Below are 16,893 nucleotides of genomic sequence, written 5' to 3' on the forward strand. Positions count from 1 at the left end.
AACGCCTCGTGAACTTCCTGTCCGGGCTGGCCGGGCGCGCCGACGGGTTCACGGACGACTGGCGACGCGACCTGGCGGCGGCCCAGCGGGAGGAGCGAGCGCAGCGCGGGACGAGCGAGGAACGCCAGGACAAACGGCGGCGCATGGCGGACATCGGCGCCGCGCGCTTCGTCGCGAAACCGCTCCTCGGCCGGCGGGGCACTCTGGGGGCGCTGCGAAGGTTCGCCACGGCGCCGGAACCGGAAGCCCCGTCGTACTACTGGCTCCAGGCACCCCGTGGCAGCGGAAAGTCCGCACTCCTAGCGCGCCTCGCACAGGAGCCGCCGCCGGACGTGGACACGGTGGCGTACTTCGTCCCCGAGAACGCCGGCCACGACCAGGAGCAACTGTTCCTGACCGACATCGCCCGTCAGTTGACCGCCCTGTGGTCACGCGGGGCCCCGACGCTCCCCGAGAACCCCACGCGCCAGGACATCCAGCAGCTCTTCGACCGGGCGACGAAACTGGTCGCCGGGCGGAGGCGACGCCTGCTGCTGATCGTGGACGATCTGGACGCCGACGTGGCATGGGGCGGGGCGGATGGGGTGTTGGGCGGGGCGCCAGGCGGGTCACTGGAAGGGGCGCCGGACGGGATGACGGGCGGGGCGCCGGGAGGGGCGCCGGGCGGGCCGCCGGGAGGGGCGCCGGACGAGGCCCCGAGAGTAGCGCCCGACAGGTCACCGGAAGCCGCGCCACACGAGTCGCCGGAAAAGCCGCCCGACGGGGCAACAGGCGGATCGCCGGGAGTGGCACCGGACGGGGCGACGGGCGGATCGCCGCACAGGCCGCTGAAAGTGGCGCCAGGCGGGTCGCTGGGAGGCACGCCGGACGGGACGACGGGCGGATCGCCGGGAGTGGCGCCGCACAGGGCGCCGGGAGGCGCGCCAAACGGGACGACGGCCTGGCCGCCGGGAGGAGCGCCGCACCGGGCGCCGAGAGTGGCGCCAGGCGGGGCGCTGGGAGAGACCCCAGAAGAGGCGCCCGACCGGACGACGGGCGGACCGCCGGGAGGGGCGCCGCACTGGGCGCCCAGAGGGGCGCCGGGCGGGACGACGGACGGACCGCCGGGAGTGGCGCCACACGGGGCGCCGAGAGGCGCGCCAGACGGGACGAGGGGATGGGTCCTAGACCGGTCGCTGGAAGCCGCGTCGCACGGGTCGCCGGAAAAGGCGCCCGACGGGACACCAGGCGGATCGCCCGGAGGGGCGCCGGGCGGCGCGACGGGCGGATCGCCGCACAGGCCGCCGAGAGTGGCACCAGGCGGGTCACTGGGAGGGGCGCCGGACGGGACGACGGGCGGATCGCCGAGAGTGGCGCCGCACTGGGCGACGCATGGCGCGCCAGACGGGACGACGGGCTGGGTCCCGGACCGGTCGCTGGACGCCGCGCCGCACGGGTCGCCGGAAGAAGCGCCGGATGGGACGGCGGGGGTGGCGCCGGACGAGGCCCCGAGAGTGGTGCCCGCCGGGTCGCCGGGAGCCGCGCCGCACGGGGCACCGGGAGTGGCGCCGCACGGGGCACCGAGAGGGGCGCCAGGCGGGTCGCAGGGAGGGACACTCGACGGGGCACCGGAAGAAGCGCCCGACGGGGCGACGGGCGGACCGCCGGGAGTGGCCCCGCGCTGGGCGCCGAGAGGGGCGCCAGGTGGGGCGCTCGGAGGGGTCCCGGGCGGGGCGACGGAAGTCGTGTCGTGCGGGAAAGGGGAAGAGGTGCCGGGTGGGGCGACGGAAGTCGTGTCGTGCGGGGAGGGGGGAGAGGCGCCGGGTGGGGGGCTGGAGAGGGGGGCCGCGCGGGGTGCTCGGCTCAGTATCGCGTCTCTGCTGCCTGTGCCCTGGAGGGCTCGTGCCGGGGGCTCGGCGCTGCGTGTTGTCGTGTCGACGCGTCCGGCCGCCGGGCCGCCCGACGATGTGCCCGGCGAGCACCCCTTGCGCGGCCCCGGGGTCGTTCATCTCCTCGCTCCCTCCGCCCACAACGAGGACGCCGGGGCGGAGGCCCGGCGGCAGCTCGACGAGCTGACCGGGACGCCGCTCGGCCGCACGGTCGTGGCCCTGCTGCTGACCGTCGAGGAGGGGCTGGGCCGGGATGAGCTGATCGAGCTGTCGGGGGCGGAGCCGTCGGAGTTCGACCGGCTGCTGGCGGGTCGGCGGCGGATCCTTTTGCCCGGCGGCGACGGGACCTTGTACGCCCTCGACGCGGAGCTGCGCTCATGGGCGCTCGACCGGCTGGGCGAGGACGCGCGTGCACAGGGGCTTGAACTGCTCGACGCCTGGGCGGACTTGTGGCAGCGGCGGCGGCGGCCCGATCCGTCGCCGCGCCCTCTGCTGTCCTCCTACCCTCGGCTGATACGGGACCCCGGCCGCCTCGAACGGTTCGTCCTCGACCCGGACCGCCAGGCACGCCTCGCGGCCGAGGGCAGGCACGACGAGGCGCTCGCGCACATCGGCCTCCTGGGAGCGGGATCGCTGCGGGAGCTGGGCGTGTCCGCGAGGGCTGCCGCGTCCCGTGAGCTGCTCCTGCGGCAGGTCCGGCTCGTACCCCGGGCGTTTCCGCGGTTGTTCGCGCGTGCCGGGGAGGTGTCACGGGCCAGGGAACTCGCCCTGGGCGCACCGGACGACGCCTCGCGGGCGGTACGACTCGCGGACGTCGGCGTCACGCTCGCCGCTCTCGGCTCGCCGATGGCCGCCGGGGTCGCGCGGGAAGCCGCCGAGCGGGCGCGCGACGCGGCGGCACGCCCGCGGAGCGAGCACGGCGACGCCTTCGAGGAGCTGGCTGACTGCGCCGTGGAACTCCATCGCGAAGGGTTGACGGAAGCCGCCCGGTCCGTCCTGGCCTCGGTCTTCTCCAGTCCTGCGGTGAGCTGGCCGGCGCGGGTGAAGGCGGCGAAGGCGTTCGCCGCCGTCGATCCCGGGCGGCTCTACAGGGTGCTGGAGTTCGCGCGCGAGCTGGCGTTGCGGGATGCGGATGATGGTCGGGCCGAGGCTCTGGAGATCCTCGCCGAACTCGTTCCCGGTCGCGGCGAGCAGCAGGCGGCTGCCCGGGAGCTCGTCGAGTCGGTCCTCGCCGAAGTGGATTATGGATCCGATCTCGATCAGATCGGGCTACGGGCGCTCGCCGCCAGCGCCCTCAAGTCCGTCCGCCGCAAGCAGGCTTTCGCGCACGCGCGGGCCGCCCGCGACACCCTCCTGCATTTCCTGGACGACGACGCCCGGGAAGCGGAGCTGCCACAGCCTCCCCCCGGTCCCGAACTAGCCACCACCTTCGCACGCGTCGTCCAAGCCCTCGTCGACGTCCGTTCCGACAGCGCGCGAACCCTGTGCCAGGCCGTCCCCGAGTCACTCCGCCTCGACGCGCTCGGGCAGGACGTCCGCGAGCCCGCGTGCAGGGTGCTGAGCCGGACCGTCGGCACGTGCACCTCCTGCCCCTTGGAGAAGCCGAGCGCCCCAACCCCCTCCGTGGACCCCGCCCCCGCCGTGGACGACGTACTCACCGAGGTCGAGCGTCAGCTCAAGGCCCACCCCGAACACGGCCGCCGGCTCCTCGGCGACGCCTTCGCCCGCTGGGAAGCGGATACGGGGCGAGCCGGCGCGCCGGGCTGGTTCGCGGCGCTCGCGGTGGCCCTCGCTACCGCCGGGCACGCCGACGCGGCGGTGCGGCTGCCTCATGACGACCCGGATCCGGCGGCTCGGGTGCGGCGCCTGGCGGACGTGGCGGTGGGCTGTGCGGCGGGGGCGGAGGACGAGCGGGCGGGTAGGTACGCCCAGGAGGCGGCCACGGCGGCCACGGCAGCCCGCCCGCTGGCCGATGACGCGCTGAACGGATGCGTCGCGCATGCCTTCGCCCACGCGGGCCTGGTCGAGGCGGCACTCCAGTGGTCGGCTCCGGAGCGGCTCGCCGGACTCGGCCGGGAGGACGCCGCGCAGGTCCGGGTCGCTGTGGCCACGGGGCTGGCCCGGTACGACCCCCGGGCGTCCCTGCGGATCGTCGAGGACGTGTGCCGGGAGCTGGCCCCCCTCGCGCGCGTCGCTCCCCTGCGGGAACGCCTCCTGCCGCGCGCGGCCGACCTCCTGCTCGCCGTCCCCGATCCGCGTGACCCCCCGGGCCCCGTCCGGTCCCTGCTGGAGGCCGCCTGCGCCCGCCCCGACGAGAGCGTCCAGCCGCGCGCGCCGCTCTCGGTCCTCGTCCAGGGGCTCCTCGACGCGACGGGCTGCGGTGGCGGCCTGCCGCCGCTCGGGGCGAGGCTCGCCGCCTGGGAGACGTACATGCGGGGTACGGCGCTCCCGCCCGGCGCCGTCCCGGTGACCGAGTGGGCCGTCCTGCACGCCGTTCGCGGCGATCTCGCCGGCGCACGGGCCGTCGCGGACCGCGCCGCGACGCCCGAGCTCCGCGCCCAGGCCCTCGCCGCAGTGGCGGCCTACCTCGCCGACGTACCCGTGCATGTGCAGGTGAGTGTGCCTGTGTATGTCGGTGTACGGGGCCCGCTCCGGGGACAGCCATCGACGGCGCGGTTCCTCGCTCTGGCCACCGCGCTCGGCAGCCGCACGCCTCACCGCAGCCGTACGCCTCGCCGCTCGTCCCAGGTCGCCGCCGGACTCGCGGCGGAGGTGCTGGCGAGCGGGGCCTGGTGGCATGCCGTACCGCTGCTCCCCCGGCTCGCGCCGGGATGCCTGCCCGCCCTCGCGGATCTCGCCCTCCGGCTGACGCCCCACGGATCGCCCCACTGATCGCCTCGCTGATCCATGGGCGCGAACGTGCGAGCGTTCGAGGCAGGAGGCGGCTCGTTCCGTACGCTGGCCGCATGCGTATGCGTCCTACTTTGAGCTGGACCCCGACCGAGGACCTTCCGCCGGGTACGACGGACCTGGAGCCGGTCGTCGACGTGGTGCGGGCGGGGGGTGTGCTGGTGCTCAGCGGGGCCGGGATCTCGACGGAGTCGGGGATTCCGGACTACCGGGGCGAGGGCGGGAGCCTGACCCGGCACACCCCGATGACGTACCAGGACTTCACCGGGAGCGCCCAGGCGCGGCGGCGGTACTGGGCGCGCGGCCATCTGGGGTGGCGGACGTTCGGGCGGGCGCGCCCCAACGACGGGCATCGGGCCGTGGCGGCCTTCGCGCGGGGCGGGCTGCTGAGCGGGGTCATCACGCAGAACGTCGACGGGCTGCACCAGGCCGCCGGGAGCGACGGAGTCGTGGAGCTGCACGGCAGCCTCGACCGGGTCGTGTGTCTGAGCTGCGAGGACGTGAGCGAGCGCCGGGAGCTGGCGCGACGCCTTGAGGAGGCCAACCCCGGGTTCGATCCGGTACCCGCCGCGATCAACCCCGACGGTGACGCCGACCTCACGGACGAACAGGTCGCGGGCTTCCATGTCGTGCCGTGCGTGGTCTGCGGCGGGGTGCTCAAGCCGGACGTGGTCTTCTTCGGCGAGACGGTGCCCGCCGCGCGCGTGGAGCACTGCCGGGAGCTGGTGCGCGGTGCCGCGTCGGTCCTGGTGCTGGGGTCGTCGCTCACGGTGATGTCAGGGCTGCGGTTCGTCAAGCAGGCCGCTCAGGCCGGTACCCCGGTGGTGATCGTCAACCGGGATCCCACCCGCGGCGACACGCTCGCCGCCGCCCGGGTCACCCTTCCCCTCGGGAAGGCGCTCACCAAGGTCGCGGAGCGGCTGGGCATGACGGTCGAGTAAGCCGAGTGGACTTCCGTCGAGTCCCGTGAGGTCTCGTGATCAGGTGAGGACCTGGCCGGCGTAGAGGGCGCCGACGGCGGTGGCGAGCGTCGCGAGGAGGAGGCGCAGCGCGCGTTCCGGGAGGCGGGGCTGGAGGCGGGCGCCGAGGTAGCCGCCGACGAGGCCGCCGAGCCCGCAGGCCAGGCCCAGCCACCAGTCGGGAGCGATATCGCCCGTGCCGGTCAGGGAGAGGACGGCGTACGCGGCCGCGCCGACGACCGAGGTCACGAAGGTGGTCGCGAGGGCCGCCGGAGCCACGCGGGACACGGGCAGGCCCCGGGCGACCAGGACCGGGCCGATCAGCGAGCCGCCTCCGATGCCGTAGATCCCGCCCACGACGCCGACGGCCAGGGCGAGCGCGGTGAGGCCCGTGGGGGACGGCTCCCCGGCCTCCGGGGTCCGGGTCCGGTGGCGGGCCGGGCGGAGCGTACGGGCGAACAGCCACACTCCCAGCGGGAGGAGGAGCGCCGCGATGAGGAGCCGGAAGACGGTCGGGCCCGGGAGGGCGTACACGCGGATCACCGCGCCGACGACCACCCCCGGCAGCGTGCCGGCGACGAGGCGCCGGGCCAGCGGGCCGCGCAGTCCGCCGTCGCGGCGGTAGCGCCAGAGGGCGCCGGGGCCGGCCACCACGTTGAACAGCAGGTTCGTCGGGGTGATCGCCGGGTTCGGCACGCCGAAGACGCTGAGGTGGACCGGCAGCAGGAAGACGGCCCCCGACACACCCACCGGAGCGGTCACGACCGAGATCAGCAGGCCGGCCACCAGGCCCGCCCCCACCGTCCACTCCACGCCCGCTCCCCCTTCTCCCGCCTGCCGTCGTCCGTGCGGTGCCCCTCCCCCGTACCCGACTCAGCCGGGCGACCGGATTCCCCACGCGGCGGCCTGCGCGGCGGCCGCGGCGCGGTTGGGGAGGTCGAGCTTGGCGAGGATGTGCTCGATGTGGGTGCCCACGGTGCGCGGGGTGATGTACAGGCGCTCGGCGATCTGGCGGTTGGTCCGCCCGGCCGTCAGCTCGGCCAGCACCTCCAGCTCCCGTGGCGACAACCCGCCGGGCCGACGCGTCGGCGGGGTCGGGGGCGGGGGCGGGGCCTCAGGATCGCGGGACGCGACGGCCGCCGCGAGGGATTCGGTGAGCAGGGTGACCACGGCGCGGGCCGGATCGGGGGTGGGGAGCGGTCGGCGGATGCTGACGTTCAGCATGCCGACGTACCGGCCGTCGGCGGCGAAGAGGCACTGGGCGACGCCGTCCTCGATGCCGAGCGGGGAGAGCACGTCCTGGAACCCCGGCGAGGTGGCCAGCAGACCACTCGGTACGTCCCCGAGCCACAGACCGCCGCTCTCCGGGCTGCGCAGCACCGCGAACACCGGGTCCTGGTGGAGGCGGGTCTCGATGTAGGCCGTGGCGTCCTCGGGATAGCTCCCGGCCAGCGTGGTGTGGCGGCGCCGACGAGCGTCCCACCGGGACAGCGAGGCGTGGTCGTGCTCCACCACGTCCGCCAGCGCCGCCAAGACCGTGTCGACTCCGGTCGCGCCGGTCGTGGCGCTCCTTGCGGCGTCACGGACGTGGACGGCGGCGTCCAGGATGTCCGTCATACCGTGCCGTGCCGCCATCCCCCCAGAATGATCATCCGACCGGCATACGTCAATCGCGCCCGGCGCCAGCGTCAGGGCGTCGTGGCGTCGTACACCACCTGCCCGTCCAACCCGTCCAGCCCATCCAGCGCGTCCAACCCGTCCAGGGCGTCGTACACCACCCGCCCGTCCAGGACAGTGAGGACGACGGGCAATTCCGGGATCGTGTGCGGATCGGCGTCGAGGAGATCGCCGTCGACCACGCACAGGTCGGCGACCTTGCCGGGCTCCAGGGAGCCCTTCCAGTCGTCGGCGAAGTCCTGCCAGGCCGCGTCGATCGTGTACGTACGGAGCGCCTCGGCCAGCGCGATGCGCTGCTCCGGTCCGCTGACCCGCCCGGCGGCCTTTGACTCGCGCAGCACCATGGTCGCGACGCCCTGGCGCCAGTCGGGGTGGGTGACGGGGGCGTCGGAACCGCTGGCGACGCGCACGCCGGCGTCGAGCGCGTCACGGTACGGCCAGGCGTACGCGGCCCGGCCCGCGCCGACGAACTCCTCCTCCATGTCGGCGACGGTCCACTTGATGGTGGGGTTCATGTTGACGCCGAAGCCGTGCGCGGCCAGCACCTTCATGCTGTGCGCGGTGAGGAAGTCGCCGTGGATGACGTAGTGGCGGGCGTCGTCGCGCGGGTGCTCGGCGCTGGCCGCCGCGAAGGCGTCCGCGACGGTGTCGATGGCCCGGTCGCCGGTGGCGTGGACGCCGAGCTGGTGCCCGGCGGCGTGGGCGTGCCGGACCATGGCCCGGATCTCGTCCACCCGCTCCTCGTCGATGTCGCCGCCGACGCACAGGGAGCCGCAGCCGCCGCCGACGTACGGCTCGTGCATCCAGGCCGTCTTGTTGGGGACGATGCCGTCGGCGAAGACCTTCACGCCGTGGACGGTGAGGCGGCGCGGATCGTCGCCGACAGCGGCATCGCCGATGGCGTCGAGGTTCCGGGCGAACTCCTCGGCGGTGCTCGCCATGCCGGTGGGCAGGACCAACACACCCACCCGGGCGGTCAGTTCACCGTCGGCCAGCAGGCGCCGATAGATGTCCAGCGTCTCCGTCCCGAGCGCGCCCCGCATGATGCCGTCGCCGCCAGGGCCGAGACCGGGCTCGGTGTAACTGGTGATGCCGAGCCGGGCGAGCGTGCTGAGCGTCGACCGGATCGCGTCGGTCCGCTCCTGCCGGCTGAGCGGCGGCAGCGCGTTCTGGACGAGGGCCTGCGCCCCCTCGTGGAGAAGCCCGGTCGGCTCCCCGTCCGCGTCCGTGACAATGGCCCCGCCGGGCGGCGCCACGGTCTCCCGGTCGACGCCAAGAAGCTCCAGGGCCTTGGAGTTGACCCAGGTGGCGTGTCCGGAGAAGGAGTACAGGACGACGGGGTGGTCCGGGCTCACGGCATCGAGGTCGCCCCGGGAGGGCTGCCGCGACGGGTCGGCGACGCACTCGTCGAGGTACCCGGTGTCCCAGCCGTGCCCGGTGATCCACTGCCCGTCGGGCGCGCGCCCGACGGCCTCCCGCACCGCCCCCGCCACATCGGCGAGCGACGACACCGCCGGGTGCCCGACCTCCACCGAGAGCGGCGGCGACGCCATGCCGAAGGCGCAGCCGTGCAGATGTGAGTCGTTGATACCGGGCAGCAGCGTCGCGCCCTTCAGATCCACGACCCGCGTCGCAGGCCCGATGAACGCGGCGACGTCCTCCCAGCCACCCACGGCACTGATGACCGACCCCGTCACCGCCAGCGCCTCGGCCACGGAGAACTCCGCGTCCACCGTGACCACCCGTCCACCGACGAACACCAGATCCGCATACGTATCCACAGAAGGCCCCTTCCAGAACCGGGCGCGCCACAGCCGCCCGCAAACGATCTCCCGAGGACTATCGCCGGGCCCGCCCCCGCCCCACATCGGTCATTCCACCGATACGGGCCTCCGGCCGGGGCGGGTGTGGATGTTCCGGTGGTGTGCGCGGCATGAGGGGAAGGGGTCGCGGGTCGTCGTGGTGCCGGTGGCGTGGTCGGTGTACGTCCAGCGGGGGACGTGGGGGGAGCGTGTCGAGTTCAAGGTGGCCGGCGCTACGGCGTTAGGCGTTGAGGGGGCTGCTCGCGATGGTGCCGGTCGGAGTCGCTGACAGGACGACCGGAACGCCGAGGTGGCCCAGCCACTCCAGCAGCGTCACGGTCAGGGCGTCGCCATGCGCGTCGTAGGCGTGTGCCTCGTCGATGATGACGCTCTTCCCCGACAGGCCCAGCCATCGCATCGAGACGTACTTGTGGGGCAGGACGGCCCGGACGGCCTGGTCCCGGGCCCCCACGGCGATCCCGGTGAGCAGGCCGCGGTGGGCGCCGCGGAGCCAGTCGGCGACCAGGACGAAGTGCTCCAGGCTGGGAGTGAGGTCCTCGGGTGTGCACTCCGTGTCGAACCAGGCCAGGGAGTGCAGTCGCGCCACCGGCGTCTTGCCCCGGCAGTTGTGGCCCGCCGGACGAGAGGAAGGGCGCCGCGCGCAGCCAGTGGTCCTGGAGCCGGGCCGCATGCTCCGCACCGCTGCCCTACAGATCGAGAGCCATGGCGTACACGGTCTGAAGATGGTGCCGCAGGACGGGGGCGCTGACGAGGTCGAGCGCGCATGCGTGGTCATCGGCGGTACGCGCGATGAGCCCACGCTGCTGGTCCAGGTAGGCGGCCAGGAATCGGCGTACCTCTCCGCGGGTTTCGGGGAGGGTGCGGGCCGTGTAGATCATGGTCAGGGGGAATGACCAGCAGGCGTGGATGAATCCGAAGGCCGATCGGTGTTCGGCTCGCCAGGGCGAGTAGAAGGTCTCGCTGGTCCCGAGGTCACACTTCGTGGCGGTCAGGCCGTCGTTGAGCCAGTTGTGTCCGGCTTCGTGGATCAGGTCCCGGGCCAACACGGCCGGGTCGTCGACGTGGTCGGTGTAGACCGTTCCGGGGAGTCGGGTGATGGCCCAGCTGACGAGCGTGTCGCCGAGGGTCTTGCGCCGTAGCAGGCAGGTGACGACCGCGTGGTCCGCCAGGAGTTCGCCGAATCCGTTGTGGGCTGCTGCGGCGTAGGCGGCCGTGGTGAGGGAGAGCTCGTCCGTCGGGGCGCTGGTGGTACCGGGACCCAGGACGTAGTACGCGGTGTCCGAGATCGATGAGCGCGGCATGCGATCGGGGTCGGGCGAGACGATGATGCGGGGCCCTACAGCGGTGGGCGTGGCCAGGGCGGTCCCGTTCGCGTCCGGGTGAGTCTGGTACCAGCCGAAGGTGGGGGTGTCGTCGGCGCGGGCTGCCGTTTCGGCGCCTTCGAGTGCGTGGTGGGCCAGGCAGTAGGCATCGGCCGGCCGCTCGATCGCGCGGACGGCGCTCGGGAAGAGGCTGTGGATCTGCCGCGTGCGTTCCTGGTGCAGGTCCTGGATGGGGTCGAACGCGAAGCAGAGAGCGGGTGCGGGCACGAAGGCTCCTTCCAGCGGGGTCGGTCTGGGGCCGGACCGCAGGTCCGGCCCCAGGGCTCCTACCGGCGGGGCGCCACCGGCGTGTCAGCGGACGTCAGATCAGACCTCGGCGCCCTCGGGGGTGGAGTTCGGCTCGACGGCCGTCCAGCCCTCGGCGGAGACGCTGGAGGTGTGGGCGGTGGCGCGGACCGTGTTCTCGCCGGCACGCAGGTTGTCCACGGCGGTGAGGAAGGACTCGGGGGTCTGGTTCTCGGGCATGGTCGGTTGTCCTCTCGGTGATGGGATGGTGAGTGTCGGGTTCTCGGTGACGGCGGTGCTCGGGCCGAGCGCAATGCAGGCCCCCTTCCGTAGTGAGCTAGGAGCCGCGCCGCGGTTGCGGCGGGGAACCCGGTTCGGCCGCCTGCCGGAGAGCGGCGTGCAGCTCGGCCATCTCGGGGCGGTCACTGCGGTCGGGTGCGAGCGCGTCGATGAGCAGCGGGCGCAGCGGTGCAGGTGCGGAGTCCAGGCGGGAGTGCCCGTGGCGCGGGATGTCGCCGCACGCGAAGCGGTAGACGAGGATCGCGAGGCTGAACACATCGGCGGCCGGGGTGGCGGTGGCGTAGGAGGAGGCGTACTCCGGGGGCCAGTGGACCTCCGGTCCTCGGCCGGCGGGACCGCGGGGCGCGGCGATGCGCCGGGCGGCGCCGAGGTCGGTGATCAGGCCGTGGTGGCCGTCGACGAGGACGTTCTCCTGATAGACGTCGCGGTGCACGATGCCGAGGTCGTGCAGGTGAGTGATGCCTGCCGCGACGTCGGCCAGTATGCCCAGGCCGGTGGCCGTGACGCTCTCGTCGTGTGGGGTGGAGAGCCAGGAGCGGAAGGAGCCGCCGGGAAAGTGGGGCATCGTGTACCAGTCGAACCGGTCGCTGCTGCCTTCTTCCAGCACCGGCACAACGTAGCGGGCGCCTGTTGCTGTGCGGGCGACGGCGATCTCGTGCCGGAAGTCCTCGCGGGCGAGGGCACGCTCGTGCGGGGCGGTGTCGGCGTACCAGTAGAAGCCGTACGCGGCCGGCCGGTCCTCCTCCTTGAGTTCGGCGAGGACGTGGTTGCTGCCGAATCCGGCCTTGAGTACGACGGGCGTGCCACCGCTCCGACTGACGAGGACCAACGTACTCGCGCGGGTGAAGGACAGCAGGTCGTGGACCTGCCACCCCTCGGCGTCGAGTTGGTGGAGGACCCAGGCGGCGGGGTGCATCGGGTGCAGACGCATGGCGGCGGACGTTCTCCTCACATGGGTGCCGAGGCGGCCTGGCGTAAGGCACTCAGGCACATGGCGGTCAGGGCGTTCAGGTCGGAGCCGGTGTTGCAGGGGTGCCGCAGGACGGGCAGTCCGGTCACCTCCGTCCACGTGGCGGTTGCCTGGTCGTACAGGTCGGCGAGGCGTGCGGCGGTGTCGGGGGCCTCGCCGAAGCGGCGTTGCGTGACCCTGTGGGAGAGCCGCTCGTGGCACAGGCTGGGCGGTGTGGTCAACAGGACGGTCAGGTCCGCGCGCGCGGCGGGCACCTCGGCGAGCTGCTGGACGCAGTCGGACACGGGGAGGCCGTGGACCAGAGCGAGGAGGCTCGCGGTCGACAGCGTGAGCCGGTCGGCGATGACATGCCCTCGGTCGAGGGCGGGGGCGAGGTTGTGGCGACTGTGGAGCTCCAGGTCACGCCGGGTGGCGTCCATCGCGGCGGTGCTGCTCGCGGCGCGGCGGCCGGCACGCAGGTGGACGATCGTCCGGGTGGCGGGGAGCGACAGCCAGGAGAACTGGCCTATGTGTCCCAGCGGCAGGTCCTCGGCTCGGGCGGCGTCGAGGAGCCGGTCGCGCAGGGTGCTCTTCCCCGCCCCGGAGATGCCTTCCACGGCCAGCAGCATCCGCTTCACCGCTCGTCGGCTTCGGCGGTCAGCCAGCTGATGAACTTCGCGCACCGTCCGCGGATCACCGGCTCGGTGCCGTGCGCGAGCTGGGACCCGTAGAGCAGCGCGGTGCCCGGGGTGGGGCTCACGCTCCAGCGGGTACGCGACATCCGGGCGAACCAGTCCGCGGAGTGGTCGGCACCGTCGTGTGCCAGCCACATGCCGTGGGCGTAGCCGCTGCGCGGGGAGTAGTCGAGGCGGGTGTTCCAGAGTCGGCTGTCGGAAGAGGTCTCGACGTAGAATCCGCCGCCGGCCTCTGCCTCGCTGATCACCACGCTGATGCCGGCGATCTGCCGGGGCCAGCCGAGCGGGTTGGGGGCGATGCCGTCGAGGTGAGAGGTGATGTGCTGCTCAGGCCCGTACTCGACGTACGTCCACGGCCGGCACGTCGTGATCGAGGGCATGACGCGGGACAGGGCGGGGCGTGCGCGGTCGAAGGCGTCCTGGAGCAGCTTCTCGGCCTGCTCAGGGATGTTCGCGATCTCCACTCGCCCGGCCGGCTCGTACACGGCCATCGCCTGCTCTGCGGAGTGCCCGGGGATCTCATGGATGGAGCTGATCCTCTTCTCGCCGAAGTGGCCTCGGCGCTCCTCGGTGAGGAAGGTGCGTATCAGGGAGCCGAGTTGGTCCCGTTCGGCGCGGGTGAGGAAACCCTCGACACTTCCGGTGGTGACGGTCTCGGCGATGTGGATCACGAAGGGGTCCTCCTCGATTCGCGTACGCGGCGGACGTCGCCCAGGCCGCCGGTGCAGTGGTTGAGCCAGCTGGCCACGGGCGTCCTCGTGGTGACGGCCGGATCCGCCCACAGGGCCAGCAGTTCTCCGGTCAGCGGCAGCTCGTCCACGCCGGGCAGCCTCCCGGGGGCCGGCGCTTCGGCGGAGCGCCGGTCCAGGGCCTCACACGCGATCCCATGCTGGGCGGAGAAGACTCGGCCCAACCTGTCGGCAGCCGCGTGTCCGCAGGCGTGTACGAGCTGAGGATCTGGGTCGCTCCGGTGGTAGGCCCGGAACTCGGTCGCCGCCCAGCCCCTCACCACCGTCGAGGCGGCCGCGGCAACGCGGCAGGTCGCGCAGCACAAGCCGGATGGGTTGGGGCAGGGCATGTGGCTGTCGGACAGCTCGGCCGCGATCTCCGTGAGCGATCCCCACGCTGAGCCCTCCAGAGCCGTGGTGAGGGGACGGGACCCGCGCGCTCGGTGGTGACAGCAGGCCGGCCCTGGCGTGGGTGCTCTGCCGGGCCATGGCGGGGCGGGGGCGATGAACAGCACATGGAAGTAGACGATGCGGCCGAGGAGCTGATGGATGGACAGCTCGTCAGGGACCCTGCTGTTCACGTCGGTACCTCCCCGGAGAGGCGGTTCTTCGGCGTGGGGACGGGGCAGGCGCATCCGTATCCGGTCGGCCGCTCGTGGTCGAGCGCTGCGCCAAGTAGACGCGTCGCCTTGTCCACGACCGTGAAGTACGCCGGCCAGCTGTGTCCGGGCGCGGGCAGAAGGACCAGGTCGAGCACGGGACGAGTGAGCCCACTACTCTCGCACGCCAGTTCGGAGCGGCCCAGCCTCACCTGGACGGGGGCGGGGAGGGCGGGGGCCGCGGACGTGACTGCACGGCACAGGGCAGCGGCCACGCGAGCGTACTCCGCGCGGTCGCGTGGGAGGACGCCGATCCTGCGTTCGGTGGGTGCCATGTCGAGGCCGTCGTACGGGTGCCCCTCGCAACTGTCGTACGTGACACAGCCCCACGGACCGGCGACGGCATCCACCAGGGGGCGGACACCGGCCTCGATGGCCTCGTGCCACTGGGGATGAGCCGGGTCGAGGTCGTCGGCCGCGTGGATGCCCGGCTCGCCGACGGTGTTGATGTTCCCGTACGCACTGGTGCGCGGCCTCACCGAGGGGCGTTTCGCGTCGGCTCGGCCCCATCGGGCGAGGAACCCGTCGATGTCCCACATGCTGTTGGGTGTCCGTGGGCGCCAGCGGGCTGTGCGGCACCAGGCTCCGTCCGGGTGGGCGGGCTGAGCGAGGAGGGCTGCGATCCTGTCGACCATACGCATGCGGTAGTCGCAGTACGCGTCCTGGTCGCCGGCCCTCTCGTAGCGCCAGCGGGTGGCGATGCACCCTCCGCCGCACGCTGAGCGGTACGAGCAAGCGATGCACCGCTCCATCAGATCTCTGCCCTGATTCAGAAGGGGAAGACATCGCTGGGCGGTGACGATCCCGGGCTCCCCCTTGATCTGGTCCACGCGGGCGAGCTGGGCCTGGGGCCAGGGGAGTTCGTCGCAACTGCCCAGGCGGCCGTCGGGGTAGAGCGTGAAGACGTGATCGCATTTCAGATCGGAGAAGTGGCAGAAGCCGGACTCCAGGCCCCGAAGGCGGCGGATGGCCGACACCGCCGGCTCCAGCTTCACCCCGGTGAAATGGCCGGCCTCGATCCACCGAACGGTGGCGGCGAGGACGAACGTGGCGTACTGCTCCGGGGTGATCGCCCAGCCGGGGCCACTGTCGGTGCCGACGGCCGCCTGCTGGAGCTGTCGACTCATCGGAAGCCGACGCCCGGCCGCGGCGGTGGGCCGCTTGACCGGGGTGTCGAAGCACGGCACGAAGCTGATGGCGTTGACCGCCTCGAACCCCGCCAGGTGATCGAGGACGGCCTCGGCCCGGCCGAGGACGGCCGGGGTGATCGCCGCGATCACCCCGGCCTTCCATCCGCGAGCTGCCAAGAGCTGGAGGGCGGCGGCGACCTTCGGGTACACCGGCCGGCCGTCGTAGCCGACCCTCCAGGTGTTGCCCTTCTCGTCCCCGTCCAGGGAGATGCCGATCTGCAGCGCCGGGCACTCGGCCTCGAAGAGGTCGAGCCACGCGGCGTCCAGTGCCACGCCGTTGGTCTGCATCGAGACGCGGACCACCCCCGGCTGCGCGGCAAGCTCGCGCAACAGCTCGGCGATGTGCTCGCGTCCCGCGGTCAAAGGCTCGCCGCCGTGCAGCTCGACCGCGAGCAGGCGGCCGGGGAAGATCTCGGCGAGCCGACGTACCTGACCGGCGTCGATCCGTGCCCCTCCCGGGGCCTCCTTGCGTTTCTCGTAGCAGTACAGGCAGTCGATGTCGCAGGTCTCCCCGCGCACCTTCAAGATCACCGATACGGCGGACGTGCCTCCGTCGGTGTCGAGGCTGCGGTACAGCTCGTCGATCGGGCCGTGCCGACCGGGTGTGCTGGGCATCGGCTGCCTCCCTCGCGGGTCGTGGCGAACGGGTGTGGGCCGGTCAGTCTTCGAGGAGCCCGAGCAGCGCGCCCTGTCCGGACTGCAACACGTGCGCGGTCTCCAGGGGGATCCAGAAGCACTCGAACCGGGTGGGCTGCTGCTCGCCGTCGTGGTCCTCCTGGCTCGCCCACCGCTGCGGGGTGGGCTCGGTCAGTTCCAGGTGGAAGACGTGCCGGAGCTGGAGCTCCCGCCGGTAGGGGGTCATGTCGTACTCGGCCACGCCGAGCTTGCGGACGATCTTGAAGTCCTGCAGGCCGGTCTCCTCACGGGCCTCCCGCAGCGCCGCCGTCTCGGGCGTCTCCCCGTCACGAATGCTGCCGGCCGGAACCTGCACGCCGACCTCCTCCCAGGGGAAGTCGGTGTGACGGTGAACCAGCAGCTGCCCGTCGCGAACGACGTAGCACAGCACCTTGGCCTTGGTGACCTTCTCGGGCATGGGTTACTCCTCGAAAATCGTCGAAACGAGTCGAATCGGAACGCGTCCACCAGCCATACCCGAAGCCGGGCAATGGTGACTGGCCGGGACGGAAGGGGCCGAGTCTAGGTCTCGTGACGGAGCCCTCGGCCGGCGTCGAGAACACCGATAGGCCGTGTGCACCTGGGACCGCGGCCCCTCGATGCACATCGTCATGCGGCCACCACCGGGGCGGGGCTGCGCTGCGGGGCGACGATCTGGCCGTCGGGCAGGAGTTCGCCGGTGTCGTCGAACAGCAGCACGCCGTTGCACAACAGGCTCCAGCCCTGCTCGGGGCGGCTCGCGAGCGGCTTGGCCGCCTCCCTGTCAGGGGATTCCGCGCTCGGACACTCGAGTTCGTGATCGCACATGTGGTTCCTCGTCGGTCGAAGAGACGGGGCGCGGGTAACGAGGGGC

The 16,893-nt window shown here is 72.9% G+C and carries 15 protein-coding genes; 2 read left to right on the forward strand and 13 right to left on the reverse strand.

All coding sequences use genetic code 11. The features are described from left to right. Positions 1–1,910: 1,910 nt before the first annotated feature. Positions 1,911–4,760: a hypothetical protein gene (locus ACFXMG_RS03220; protein WP_383820603.1), complete on the forward strand. Its 2,850-nt coding sequence runs from the start codon at positions 1,911–1,913 to the stop codon at positions 4,758–4,760. 74 nt (positions 4,761–4,834) lie between these two features. Next, a complete protein-coding gene (locus tag ACFXMG_RS03225; protein ID WP_383820600.1) occupies positions 4,835–5,719 on the forward strand; it encodes an NAD-dependent protein deacetylase in 885 nt (294 codons plus the stop codon). Between the two features lie 39 nt (positions 5,720–5,758). Here ACFXMG_RS03225 and ACFXMG_RS03230 read toward each other — a convergent pair whose 3' ends face one another. From ACFXMG_RS03230 to ACFXMG_RS03290, 13 genes are all read right to left on the reverse strand, one after another. Then, positions 5,759–6,550 carry a TSUP family transporter gene (locus tag ACFXMG_RS03230; protein ID WP_383820598.1) on the reverse strand — a complete coding sequence of 264 codons (792 nt, stop codon included), beginning with the start codon at positions 6,548–6,550 and terminating at the stop codon, positions 5,759–5,761. A 60-nt stretch (positions 6,551–6,610) separates the two neighbouring features. Further along, positions 6,611–7,372, reverse strand: coding sequence for a response regulator transcription factor (locus tag ACFXMG_RS03235; RefSeq protein ID WP_383820595.1), 762 nt, complete (start codon positions 7,370–7,372; stop codon positions 6,611–6,613). A gap of 53 nt (positions 7,373–7,425) precedes the next feature. Continuing rightward, positions 7,426–9,195, reverse strand: a complete 1,770-nt coding sequence (locus tag ACFXMG_RS03240) for an amidohydrolase (RefSeq protein ID WP_383820592.1) — start codon at positions 9,193–9,195, stop codon at positions 7,426–7,428. Between the two features lie 262 nt (positions 9,196–9,457). Then, positions 9,458–9,823, reverse strand: coding sequence for a hypothetical protein (locus ACFXMG_RS03245; RefSeq protein ID WP_383820589.1), 366 nt, complete (start codon positions 9,821–9,823; stop codon positions 9,458–9,460). 100 nt (positions 9,824–9,923) lie between these two features. After that, positions 9,924–10,826, reverse strand: coding sequence for an aKG-HExxH-type peptide beta-hydroxylase (locus ACFXMG_RS03250; RefSeq protein ID WP_383820587.1), 903 nt, complete (start codon positions 10,824–10,826; stop codon positions 9,924–9,926). Positions 10,827–10,925: 99 nt separating this feature from the next. After that, on the reverse strand, positions 10,926–11,084 hold the full coding sequence (locus ACFXMG_RS03255; protein ID WP_383820584.1) for a hypothetical protein: 159 nt from the start codon (positions 11,082–11,084) through the stop codon (positions 10,926–10,928). 97 nt (positions 11,085–11,181) lie between these two features. After that, the gene (locus ACFXMG_RS03260; RefSeq protein ID WP_383820582.1) at positions 11,182–12,075 is read right to left on the reverse strand and encodes a protein kinase; all 894 of its coding nucleotides are present in this window, start codon (positions 12,073–12,075) and stop codon (positions 11,182–11,184) included. Positions 12,076–12,092: 17 nt separating this feature from the next. Then, positions 12,093–12,722 (reverse strand): hypothetical protein, encoded by a 630-nt coding sequence (locus ACFXMG_RS03265; protein ID WP_383820579.1) that lies wholly within the window; start codon positions 12,720–12,722, stop codon positions 12,093–12,095. Between the two features lie 5 nt (positions 12,723–12,727). Further along, complete coding sequence (locus ACFXMG_RS03270; protein WP_383820576.1) at positions 12,728–13,459, reverse strand: hypothetical protein; 732 nt, start codon at positions 13,457–13,459, stop codon at positions 12,728–12,730. Continuing rightward, positions 13,456–13,608, reverse strand: a complete 153-nt coding sequence (locus ACFXMG_RS03275; RefSeq protein WP_383820574.1) for a hypothetical protein — start codon at positions 13,606–13,608, stop codon at positions 13,456–13,458. Before ACFXMG_RS03275 ends, ACFXMG_RS03270 begins: the two co-directional genes overlap by 4 nt. A 485-nt stretch (positions 13,609–14,093) precedes the next feature. Next, positions 14,094–15,980 (reverse strand): radical SAM protein, encoded by a 1,887-nt coding sequence (locus ACFXMG_RS03280; protein ID WP_383820571.1) that lies wholly within the window; start codon positions 15,978–15,980, stop codon positions 14,094–14,096. Between the two features lie 43 nt (positions 15,981–16,023). Next, positions 16,024–16,458, reverse strand: a complete 435-nt coding sequence (locus ACFXMG_RS03285; protein WP_383820568.1) for an NUDIX domain-containing protein — start codon at positions 16,456–16,458, stop codon at positions 16,024–16,026. Positions 16,459–16,649: 191 nt separating this feature from the next. Continuing rightward, the gene (locus tag ACFXMG_RS03290; RefSeq protein WP_383820566.1) at positions 16,650–16,847 is read right to left on the reverse strand and encodes a DUF5999 family protein; all 198 of its coding nucleotides are present in this window, start codon (positions 16,845–16,847) and stop codon (positions 16,650–16,652) included. Positions 16,848–16,893 lie beyond the last annotated feature (46 nt).

Origin of the sequence: Streptomyces sp. NPDC059201 (genome assembly GCF_042754585.1) — a bacterium.
Lineage (GTDB): Bacteria > Actinomycetota > Actinomycetes > Streptomycetales > Streptomycetaceae > Streptomyces.

Bases quoted from the DNA above. Each gene is read 5' to 3' on its own strand.
- ACFXMG_RS03265 (WP_383820579.1), bottom strand. From the start codon at position 12,722: ATGCTGCTGGCCGTGGAAGGCATCTCCGGGGCGGGGAAGAGCACCCTG.
- ACFXMG_RS03290 (WP_383820566.1), bottom strand. From the start codon at position 16,847: ATGTGCGATCACGAACTCGAGTGTCCGAGCGCGGAATCCCCTGACAGG.
- ACFXMG_RS03280 (WP_383820571.1), bottom strand. From the start codon at position 15,980: ATGCCCAGCACACCCGGTCGGCACGGCCCGATCGACGAGCTGTACCGC.
- ACFXMG_RS03285 (WP_383820568.1), bottom strand. From the start codon at position 16,458: ATGCCCGAGAAGGTCACCAAGGCCAAGGTGCTGTGCTACGTCGTTCGC.
- ACFXMG_RS03260 (WP_383820582.1), bottom strand. From the start codon at position 12,075: ATGCGTCTGCACCCGATGCACCCCGCCGCCTGGGTCCTCCACCAACTC.
- ACFXMG_RS03225 (WP_383820600.1), top strand. From the start codon at position 4,835: ATGCGTATGCGTCCTACTTTGAGCTGGACCCCGACCGAGGACCTTCCG.
- ACFXMG_RS03235 (WP_383820595.1), bottom strand. From the start codon at position 7,372: ATGGCGGCACGGCACGGTATGACGGACATCCTGGACGCCGCCGTCCAC.
- ACFXMG_RS03255 (WP_383820584.1), bottom strand. From the start codon at position 11,084: ATGCCCGAGAACCAGACCCCCGAGTCCTTCCTCACCGCCGTGGACAAC.